We start from the raw sequence: 10,058 nt of genomic DNA, 5'->3' as shown, positions 1-10,058 counted from the left end.
TGTCGGTGTAAAGCCTGTAAAGTACATAAAGTCGATTCTTAGTCTTAAGCTTGAGGCTAATTCTCTATCACTGAGGTTATACCATTGACCTAGTAACAATAGCTTAAACATCATTACACAATCATATGCAGGTCTGCCTTGACGAGTCATATCTTGAGTGTATATGCCTTTGAGACTTTTACGGAACTTCTCAAAGTCTACTAACTTATTTAATTTAACAAATTTATTATCACTACCAAGCGACTCTTCTAAGCCTAAAAAGAAAAAATCCATAAAAATTAAAATACTAATATCTGTAACATCTGTATTTTACAAAATATATCTAACAATTTGGGATATTAATTCAACAGTCTTTATAATTACTAGCTCTCGACTAATTAAAAGTTTGCATATATTAAGAAATAAAACCATAATAAAAATATTAAATTACGTGTTACTTATAAAATGACAAAAGAGCAAAAAAAAGTTTTTTATGGAATGATAGTAGGACTAACTCTATCTATAGTAATTATATTTATTGGCTCAATTTGTGATATCTTTTATCTTGAAAATATATCTAACAAACTTTCAATTGCTTTTAAAGCTCTTCTTATTCCTGCTTTATTTTTAATAATCTCTGTAGCGAGATTAGCAAAACATCGTTTTTTTAATAGTGAGGATATAAATGGTAGTGGTCTAACAAATGGCTCTCAAAAAGCTAAAGTTCTACAAGCTTTGATACAAAATACTTTAGAACAGCTTTGTATTGTATTTATAGCATATACATCATGGGCAGTAACAATGCCAGCAACTAGTTTGTCTACTATAGTCTTTGCAACAATTACTTTTGCAATAGGAAGAATCTTATTCTTTTTAAATTATCATAAAGGTGCTGGTGCTAGAGCTTTAGGTTTTACTCTAACATTCTATCCTTCTGTTATAATGATATTAGTGGTTTCAATTTATATACTTATATAATTCTGAGAAAGAAGTTTAAAAAAATCTAGAGAATACTTAATCATTTGCTATAGCAATAGCTTCTATTTCAACACGAACATCTTTTGGTAATCTAGCAACCTCAACACATGAACGAGCTGGGAAGTTACCATTAAAGAAAGAGCTATATATTTCATTAATTGTAGTAAATTCAGTCATATCTTTGATAAAGATAGTAGCTTTAATAACTTTATCTAGACTAGATCCTGCTGCTTCCAATACAGCTTTTAAATTTTGCATAACTTGAGTAGTTTGCTCTTTTATACACTCACCCGCCATGCTTCCATCTGATTTCAAAGGGATCTGGCCAGAAGTATAAACAATACCTCCAACTTTTATAGCTTGCTCATATGGCCCGATTGCTTGTGGAGCATTTACAGTATTGATTTTTATTTTTTGCATTATGTATTCCTCGCTACTTTATATGTTGGATCGACTTCTTCAAAAACACAGTATGGACCCGCATTTTTCAATATTTCACGACAATCTTCACTTAAATGTCGTAAAGTGACTTTCTTACCTAAATCTAGATATTTCTTAGTTATAGTATCTATAGCTTCTGTACCTGATATATCCATAACTCTAGAATTAGCAAAATCTAGAACAATATTATCAGGATCATGCTGCATATCAAACAAACTCATAAAAGAAGTTGTCGATCCAAAAAATAATGGGCCAAAAAACTCATATACTTTTGTACCGTCTTCTTCGCGATGTGTTCTACTTCTTACTTGAGAGTTTTTCCATGCAAATACTAATGCTGATACAATTACACCAGAGATCACAGCTACAGCTAAATCAGCATAAACTGTAATAACAGTCACAATAATTAATACAAGCTTATCAGAATTTGGCATATATCTAAGCCTGTTAGTACTTTCCCAAGCAAAAGTATTAACACAAACCATGAACATAATACCTACTAACACTGCTAGAGGTATCAGTGATATCCAGTGGGATAAGACAACTACAAAACTAATTAGTAAAACTGCAGCCGTCAGAGATGATAAACGCCCCCTACCTCCATTGGTGAAATTGATTATAGATTGACCAATCATCACACAACCAGCCATACCACCAAAGAAACCACAAGTAATATTACCAATACCTTGTGCCACACACTCTTGGTTTCCACTACCTCTTTTACCATCCATCTCATCTAAAACTGATAGTGTAAGCAAAGACTCTATAAGACCTACTAACGCAACCAAAACAGAGTAAGGCAATACAATCCAGAAAGATGCCCATGTTAAATGAAAATCTGGAATGGCAAAAGTTGGGAAGCTTCCAGAAATATCTTGATATTGTCCAATGTTTTCAACAGGTAATTTAAATGCTATAGCTACTATAGTTACAAATATAATAGCAACTAATCCAGATGGAGCTTTATCTGTAAATTTAGGCACAAAATAGACAATTGCCATTGTTATAATTACTAAAGCATACATCCATATATTTGCATCATGGAAAAATCTAAACTGAGCCATTGCAATCACAATAGCCAAACCATTTACAAAACCATACATTGCTGGCTGAGGAACTAATCGAATAAACTTACCAAGTTTAAATAAACCAATTAAAATCTGCCATACTCCAGCCATAATCGTACATAACAATATATATTGCAAAATATACATACTCGTTTGTTCTTTGGTCATACTATGCAAAATATCTGCTGGAATAATCGCATGAATATGTATGCCTAATGCAATTAGAACAACAGCTACAGAACCAGTAGCTCCTGAGATCATACCAGGCTTACCACCTACTAGAGCTGTAATAAAACCAAGTATAAATGCTGTATACAGACCAACCGTTGGTGAAACTCCTGCCAACAAAGAAAAGCCGATTGCTTCTGGTACTAAAGCAACAGCAACAACTATACCCGATAGTACATCACTTTTTATGTTCCTACCTATAAAGGTATTTTTATAATCTAACAATTTACTTCCTATTATTTTTCATTATTTAGTTAAAGTTTAGGGCTATAAAGATACCATAAAAGAACCTAGTATTTAAGTACAATAAATTTCCCTAAATTGGTTAAATCGTATTTTTATATTTTTTTAAACAAATAATAGCTACAACAACCATAAAGATTAAAAGAGGATATATACTACTTAAAATATCAAAAAACCCTCCTCCTTTTAGCAAAATTTCTCGAACGATATTTAAATAATGTGTCAGAGGTAAGATGTTCCCTATTACTTGAGCCCACTCAGGCATTCCCTCAAAAGGAAACATAAACCCTGATAACAATATTGAGGGCAAGAAAAAGAAAAATGTCATCTGCATTGCTTGTAATTGGGTATCCGCAACTGTTGAGAAGGTTATCCCAACCAAGAGATTTGCTATAATAAAAGGAAATGTCGCTACGAGTAATAACAAAATACTACCAACAATAGTTATACTAAATATCACTTTAGCAAAAAATATAATTAATAACAGTTGGATGTAACCCACAACTATATATGGTGTTATCTTACCAAAGATGATTTCTAGAGATGTTACAGGTGTCGCAAGCAATGACTCCATTGTGCCATACTCTTTTTCTCTGGTAATAGTCAAAGATGTAACCATGACCATCGTCATTGTTAAGATGACCCCTGCCAAAGCTGGCACAATATTATTTTGAGTTTTATTCTCTGGATTATATTTATTATGAATTACAAAATTAAAAGGTTGTTTCTGTTCAACTTGTGATCTATTAGAAAAATATTGACTATATATAGCTTTCACTTTATTTGCAGCATCTAGTGCTGCACCAGTTCCAGAGTTAGCACCATCAGCTATAATCAAAATATCAGGAGACTCTCCTCGATAAACTTCTTTTGTAAAATTTGGTGGAATATCAATTATGAATTGAACTTTGCCTTTTTGCATTAAAGTTATAGCTTCATCTCTCGAAAGGTTTTGATATTTGATATTAAAATAATTTGTATTATTAATTTTCTCTATAAGATAGTTTGTTTGTAATGTTCTATCACTATTAACCAATGCTGTATTTAAATGTTTAGGATTCATATTAATAGCAAAGCCAAAAAGTATTACCTGAATCAAAGGTATACCTATGACAAGTCCAATAGTTACCTTATCTCTAATCATATGAATAACTTCTTTAAGGAATATTGCATAGTACCTATTAATATCAAAATACTTCATGCAAAATTATCCTGTTGGCTTTTCATTAAAAATATAAATGCGTCTTCTAAAGATGTATTTATCTCTTGCCATTCAAACTCACTATATTCTTTTTGTATATCTGTTACATCTACATTATTTTTAACACTTAAGTGCACACTACTACCGAACATAGAAACTTGCTCAATTACTTTATTACTTTGTAGTTCTAAAACAACTCTATAAACATCTTTACCTGATATATTGTATGTTTTTATATCACAACTATCTATTATATCTTTTTGTGTGCCACTAGAGAGTAATTTGCCATATGCAATATATGATAGTTTATTACATCTTTCAGCTTCATCCATATAGTGAGTAGAAACCAAAGTCGTTATACCTTTACTAGATAATGTTGAAATATAATCCCAAAATTCTCTTCTTGCCTTAGGATCCACACCAGCAGTTGGTTCATCCAATAATAAAAGTTTCGGATCATGAATTGTTGCTACTCCAAGTGCTAATCTTTGTTTCCAACCTCCAGAAAGCTCATAAGCTTTTTGATTTGCTCTAGCTTTACCTATTTGTAAATTATCTATAGTCTTTTCTACAGCTTCTTTTATATTTTTTAAGCTATGTAATCTAGCAAAAATTTTAAGATTCTCTTTCACAGTAAGATCAGGATATAAGGTAAATTTTTGTGTCATATAGCCAACTTGCTGTTTAATGATATTAGCATGCGTGCCAATATCATACCCAAGGCAAGTTCCTTCACCTTTTGTTATAGGCAATAAACCACAAACCATCCTTATCGATGTAGTTTTCCCAGAACCATTAGGCCCTAAAAAACCATAAATATCGCCTTCTCTTACTTGCAAAGAAATATTATCAACAACTGTTTTTTCACCATATACTTTCGTAAGATTCTTTACATCTATAATAAAGTTATCATCTATACTCTGACTCATTATAATTCTACCTTTACAGGTTCACCAATATGAATTAATGAATCTTTAGGTGAATACTGTACCCTTGCTTTAACTTCAAAAGAGATTTCCGAGTCAGAATTTATACCATACAATAATGGTGGTGTATACTCAGCCTTACTTGATATAAAACTTATATTTGCTTGAATATTTTGCCCATTGGTATTTTGAATATTAATTCCTTGATTTAAATGCACTTTTTCTAAATCTTGTTTTGATACATAGAAAACTACATATACATCCCGAGGATTTATAACAGTTATAACAGGGTTATATGCTCGAACTTCTTCACCTGGTCTATAAAAAATTTGATATACATAACCATTTTCAGAAGCCCTTACAGCTGCTGAATCAATTTTTTGCTGTAGATATTTTGAGTTACTATTGACAAACATAGACATAAAATCAGATGCTGCTATTAGATCTTCCCTGGCAGGCATTTCATTTATCATCTGCATAACTTGAAGAGTCGCCACTTGATTCCCCGCTTGAACAAGATTTCCTTTTGCTTGCTCAAATTGTTTTTTTGATGTGCTGTCATCTTTCAACAACTCTTTCTGGCGAACATATTCTTCTTTTGCAACTTCTAAATTTGCTTTTGCAGTTTGGATGTCAAGATTTGTCTTATCTAAGTATGGTTGTCTTTTACCTTTTGATAAATTATCTGAAATAGCTTCTGATGCTTGATGTAAAAACTCATTCGATTTTAATAATGTCTTATTTTTTGAAGAATCTAATATAAATAGTTGTTGTCCTCTTTTAACATACTCACCTTCTTTAACTTTTAAATCCAGAAGCTTACCATTCTCCTCTGATGATATATATCTAATATCTGTGCTTACATAACCAGGTATTATTTGATTTTTAGATCTTAAAAAATGATATGCAATTATTAGAAAACATATGGTTATTATAAAAACTATAATTATAGCTTTTCGCTTCTTAGACATTTAAATATCAATTAACAGAGTATTTTTAAATTATAAGTTAATTACATTTAAAAATGAATTTAAAATCATACAGCGGTTGCTATTTATAGCAAATTAAGTAATTATTTTGAAATTAAAAAATAAATAGTTATGAAGCCATGCTTAAAAAAATAATAACTACAACAGCATTAGTTTGCTGTATAAATTTATCTTTTGCAGATGTTGTTAACATTTATGCTCACAGAGGATTACGCCCATTAGCTCCAGAAAATACGCTTCCAGCATATACCGAAGCCATGCGTGTTGGTATTGATGTAATTGATATGGATATCAATATGACTAAAGATAAAGTTCTTGTAGTAACTCATAACCTAACCCTAAACCCTGACTTAACTAAAGACAAAAATGGAAATTGGATAACCAACGCAACTCCTATAAAAGACTTAACTTTAGATCAGCTTAAGCAATATACTGTTGGTTATATAAAACCAAACTCTCCAACTGCAAAAATGTATCCTAATCATGTTGGAATGCCGGGTGTTCATATACCTACATTACAACAAGTAATAGATTATGTTAAATCAAATGTGGGGAGTAGAGTTCGCTTACAAATAGAAATAAAGACAAATCCTAATCAACCTGATCAAAGTTGGACAGCCCAAGAAATGGCTGTAGCTTTAAATAAAATACTAGTGAAAAACCATATATCTAGTAGCGTTGAAGTTCAAGCTTTTGAATGGCAAGCATTAATTGATCTTCAAAAACTGAATCCAAAAGTTCAAACAGCTTATTTAACTAACCATTACAGCGATCCTATGAACACTCAACAGGAAAAAGAAATGGCTGGTCGTAAAAAATTAACTGCCCCTCTTGATCCTAAAGACTTTAATTACGACTATCCAAAAATGGTTAAAAAACTAGGTGGTACTTTCTGGGAGCCTTATGAAAAAGACTTAACTAAAAAAGATCTTGATGAAGCTCACAGACTAGGTCTTAAAGTTGTAACATGGGGTTGGACTGAAAGAGAAGGAACTGATTTTAATTACAATGTAGCAAGTAAGCTTATTGACTGGCGAGTTGATGGTATTATAACTGATAGACCAGATATTTTAAGAGGTCTTGAGGCTGCCAAAGGTCTTGACTTACCTCCAGCGTACCCCGATATACCTTTTCCAAAAACAATCTAAAAGATAATTAGTTTAGTATTTCTATTACCATAGAATAAGTTTTTATTGAGGAATAAAAATTCTTAAACTAAACTAATTGCTATGTAGAGTAAAATAAACCAAAAATATAGATAACTTTATGAATTTTTTAAAACCTGCAAAAAACTTGCCTTTACTAGCTAAAGAGCAAATACAAAAACTATATCCACATTGGCGACTAAGAATGTTTTTAGTAGCTTACATTGGCTACTTTACTTATTACTTCGGTAGAAGCAGTTTTGATGTATCTAAACAATATATCACAACACTATCTCCTGATGAACTAGGACTAATAGGTGCTGGTTTAGGTATTGCCTATGGCATTAGTAAATTCCTTATGGGTAATATATCTGATAGAAGTAATGCAAAGGTATTCTTAGCTATAGGACTTTTTATTACAGGTTTTATTAACCTTTTATTACCAAGTCTTCTTTCATTAGGTGTGCTTGTAATGTTTATAGCAATGTTCCTAAACGGATGGGCCCAAGGTATGGGTTGGCCTGCTTGTGCGCGTATTATGACTCACTGGTTTTGTGCTAATGAACGTGGTACAAAAATGGGAATTTGGAATACTGCTCATAACGTAGGTGCTGGATGTTTAGCAATTATTGTAGTTCCAATTGGGTTATATTTATTTAGTGGCGACTGGCATGGTCTTTTTTATGTTGCAGGTGCATTGTGTATAGGTGTAGGTATTTTAATATTAATATTTGGTGCTGATACTCCTCAATCTCTAGGTCTACCAGCTATTGAAGTATACAAAGGTTATACTACAGCAGAAGCTCATCATGAAAAAGAGTTTTCAGCTAAAGAAATATTCTTTAAGTATGTATTAAATAATAAGTGGGTTTGGTTAATAGCTGTTGCAAATGCTTTTGTATATTGTGCAAGATATGGTCTTGGAAGTTGGGCGCCTTACTATTTAGTTCACGTAAAGCATTTATCAACTTCAGATGGTCTTATTGCTTATGCAATGTTTGAACTACCTGCAATTCCAGGAACTATAATAATTGGTTGGTTAACAGATAGATTCTTCGGTAGCCGTAGAGCTCCAATGAGTGTAATCTGTATGGTCTTATTTATTTGTGCATTACTTGTATATTGGTATAGTAGTACACCTGTAATTCTTTGGGCATCATTATCTGCAATGGGGATATTAATATATGGTCCTGTTGCATTGATTGGAATACTAGCGTTAGATCTTGTACCTAAAAAAGCAGGTGGAACAGCTGCTGGATTTACAGGACTATTTGGCTACTTCTTAGGTACTGTTGGTGCTCAAGCAGTAATTGGCTTTATTGCCACATTCTTAGGTTGGAATGCCGTATTTGTATTTTTATTAAGTGCTTGTGTTATCGCTATAGCCCTTTTAGGAATATGTTGGAATCTTGGCTATAATAAAGTTTCTACAAACTAGATTTATATTCCTAGATGACTTTCAGTAAGCTATTAAAGATTCTAATAACTTTTATAATACTTATTTCAGTATCTTATTCCGTAAATTCTTCAGAGATTAATAGTGCTTTTGATAGAGCTATAAAAACTAATCAGCTTGACTCTGGTCTAATTGGTATAAAAATTATAAATTTAAGTAATGGCAAAACTATATACTCTAAAAATGCCAATAAAAACTTTATTCCAGCAAGTAATACCAAACTTGTAACAGGTGCCGCTACTTTATTATTTTTAGGTAAAGACTTTAGATACCAAACAAAACTTTATTACGATAAAATTCAAAATCACACGATAAATAATCTATATATAGTTTTTTCAGGAGACCCTAGTTTTACCACTAAAGACTTACAAAAGCTTCTAAACTCCTTAAAAACTTTGAAGATAACTAAAATTAATCATATCTATTTTGTTAATAAATTTTTCACAGGTCGTAACACCTCTATAAATGAAAGTCAGTCTAGTACAATATTTGCTTATGGAGCACCAAGTTCAATCTATAATCTTAATGAAAATTCTGTAGCACTAGAGTTAACGCCTGAAAAGCAAACTTTTAATATTAAACAAGTATCTGGTGAGCCATTGCCTTTCAAAAACCAACTTTTTATTGCAAATAAAAAACAGCTTAAAATATGTCAGTTCAATGGTTATAACTATGATAAGACATTAATTCTTTCAGGATGCTTACCTAAGAATACCTATACTTTTAGTTTTGCAGTTCAAAATCCAAAACTTACAATGAAAGAAGCCGTATTAAGAGAGCTATCAAAGCTAAATATTAATATGACAAATACTATAAAAATTATTACAAACCTTCCTAGCAATACTACTTTATTAGCTGAACATAATTCCAATAAATTAGATGTATTGTTAAAACACATGCTTACGATATCTGACAACCTATATGCCCAAACAATACTAAGAACTATCGGCTACTATTATAATGGTGTCGGTAGCATTATATCTGGGAAAAATGCTGTATTTGAAATACTACAAAACAAACTTAAATTAAACACAGAAAGTATACAGTTAGAAGATGGTGCTGGTGGTTCGGAAAATAATTTATTAAGTCCTAATTTCTTAGTAAGTGTATTACATAAAATGTCTTTAAACAAAAATTATAAAGTTTTTAAAAGTATGCTGCCAATATACGGTAAAACAGGCACCCTAAAGAACTTTAAAGGAGATAAACTTAAAGGTAATATTTTTGCAAAAACAGGTACTCAAACTACTGCTATAGCTTTATCTGGATATCTTATAAAAGGTGATAATCAATATGCTTTTTCTATACTTATAAACTCACTAAAAGAGTCTCAAAAATCTCAAGCACATAATTTAGAAAGAGAGTTATTAGAAAGTCTATACAAACTTTAACTTATCTTCTTATA

General features: G+C 31.4%; 10 protein-coding genes. 4 read left to right on the top strand and 6 right to left on the bottom strand.

Annotated features, from left to right (window positions below; all coding sequences use genetic code 11):
* Positions 1 to 273: transposase (locus R8535_RS00505; protein ID WP_329499463.1), on the bottom strand; the 273-nt coding region annotated here is incomplete at its 3' end.
* 171 nt (positions 274 to 444) lie between these two features.
* Between R8535_RS00505 and R8535_RS00500 the strand changes: the two genes are divergently transcribed.
* A complete protein-coding gene (locus tag R8535_RS00500) occupies positions 445 to 957 on the top strand; it encodes an MAPEG family protein (RefSeq protein ID WP_329495507.1) in 513 nt (170 codons plus the stop codon).
* Positions 958 to 993: 36 nt separating this feature from the next.
* On the opposite strand, the gene R8535_RS00495 is transcribed toward R8535_RS00500, so the two are convergent.
* The 5 genes from R8535_RS00495 to R8535_RS00475 all read right to left on the bottom strand — a co-directional run bounded on the left by R8535_RS00495 (position 994) and on the right by R8535_RS00475 (position 6,034).
* A complete protein-coding gene (locus R8535_RS00495) occupies positions 994 to 1,377 on the bottom strand; it encodes a RidA family protein (protein WP_329495506.1) in 384 nt (127 codons plus the stop codon).
* Entirely contained in the window at positions 1,377 to 2,918 is a 1,542-nt protein-coding gene (locus R8535_RS00490; protein WP_329495504.1) for a SulP family inorganic anion transporter, read from the bottom strand. The genes R8535_RS00495 and R8535_RS00490 overlap by 1 nt, the downstream gene beginning before the upstream one ends.
* 100 nt (positions 2,919 to 3,018) lie before the next feature.
* On the bottom strand, positions 3,019 to 4,137 hold the full coding sequence (locus tag R8535_RS00485) for an ABC transporter permease (protein WP_329495502.1): 1,119 nt from the start codon (positions 4,135 to 4,137) through the stop codon (positions 3,019 to 3,021).
* Positions 4,134 to 5,066 carry an ABC transporter ATP-binding protein gene (locus R8535_RS00480; protein WP_329495500.1) on the bottom strand — a complete coding sequence of 311 codons (933 nt, stop codon included), beginning with the start codon at positions 5,064 to 5,066 and terminating at the stop codon, positions 4,134 to 4,136. The genes R8535_RS00485 and R8535_RS00480 overlap by 4 nt, the downstream gene beginning before the upstream one ends.
* Positions 5,066 to 6,034 carry an HlyD family secretion protein gene (locus R8535_RS00475; RefSeq protein WP_329495498.1) on the bottom strand — a complete coding sequence of 323 codons (969 nt, stop codon included), beginning with the start codon at positions 6,032 to 6,034 and terminating at the stop codon, positions 5,066 to 5,068. Before R8535_RS00475 ends, R8535_RS00480 begins: the two co-directional genes overlap by 1 nt.
* Positions 6,035 to 6,171: 137 nt before the next feature.
* Here R8535_RS00475 and R8535_RS00470 point away from each other — a divergent pair, with 137 nt between their 5' ends.
* The 3 genes from R8535_RS00470 to dacB all read left to right on the top strand — a co-directional run bounded on the left by R8535_RS00470 (position 6,172) and on the right by dacB (position 10,044).
* Positions 6,172 to 7,200 (top strand): glycerophosphodiester phosphodiesterase, encoded by a 1,029-nt coding sequence (locus tag R8535_RS00470; RefSeq protein ID WP_329495496.1) that lies wholly within the window; start codon positions 6,172 to 6,174, stop codon positions 7,198 to 7,200.
* 118 nt (positions 7,201 to 7,318) lie between these two features.
* A complete protein-coding gene (locus R8535_RS00465) occupies positions 7,319 to 8,635 on the top strand; it encodes an MFS transporter (protein WP_329495495.1) in 1,317 nt (438 codons plus the stop codon).
* Between the two features lie 14 nt (positions 8,636 to 8,649).
* Positions 8,650 to 10,044 carry a D-alanyl-D-alanine carboxypeptidase/D-alanyl-D-alanine endopeptidase gene (gene dacB / locus R8535_RS00460; protein ID WP_329495494.1) on the top strand — a complete coding sequence of 465 codons (1,395 nt, stop codon included), beginning with the start codon at positions 8,650 to 8,652 and terminating at the stop codon, positions 10,042 to 10,044.
* The last annotated feature ends 14 nt before the right edge of the window (positions 10,045 to 10,058 follow it).

This window comes from Francisella sp. 19S2-4 (assembly GCF_036281795.1).
Taxonomy (GTDB): Bacteria; Pseudomonadota; Gammaproteobacteria; order Francisellales; family Francisellaceae; genus Francisella.
The sequence above is the reverse complement of the archived record's forward strand: the minus strand, read 5'-3'. Positions and strand labels throughout refer to the sequence as shown.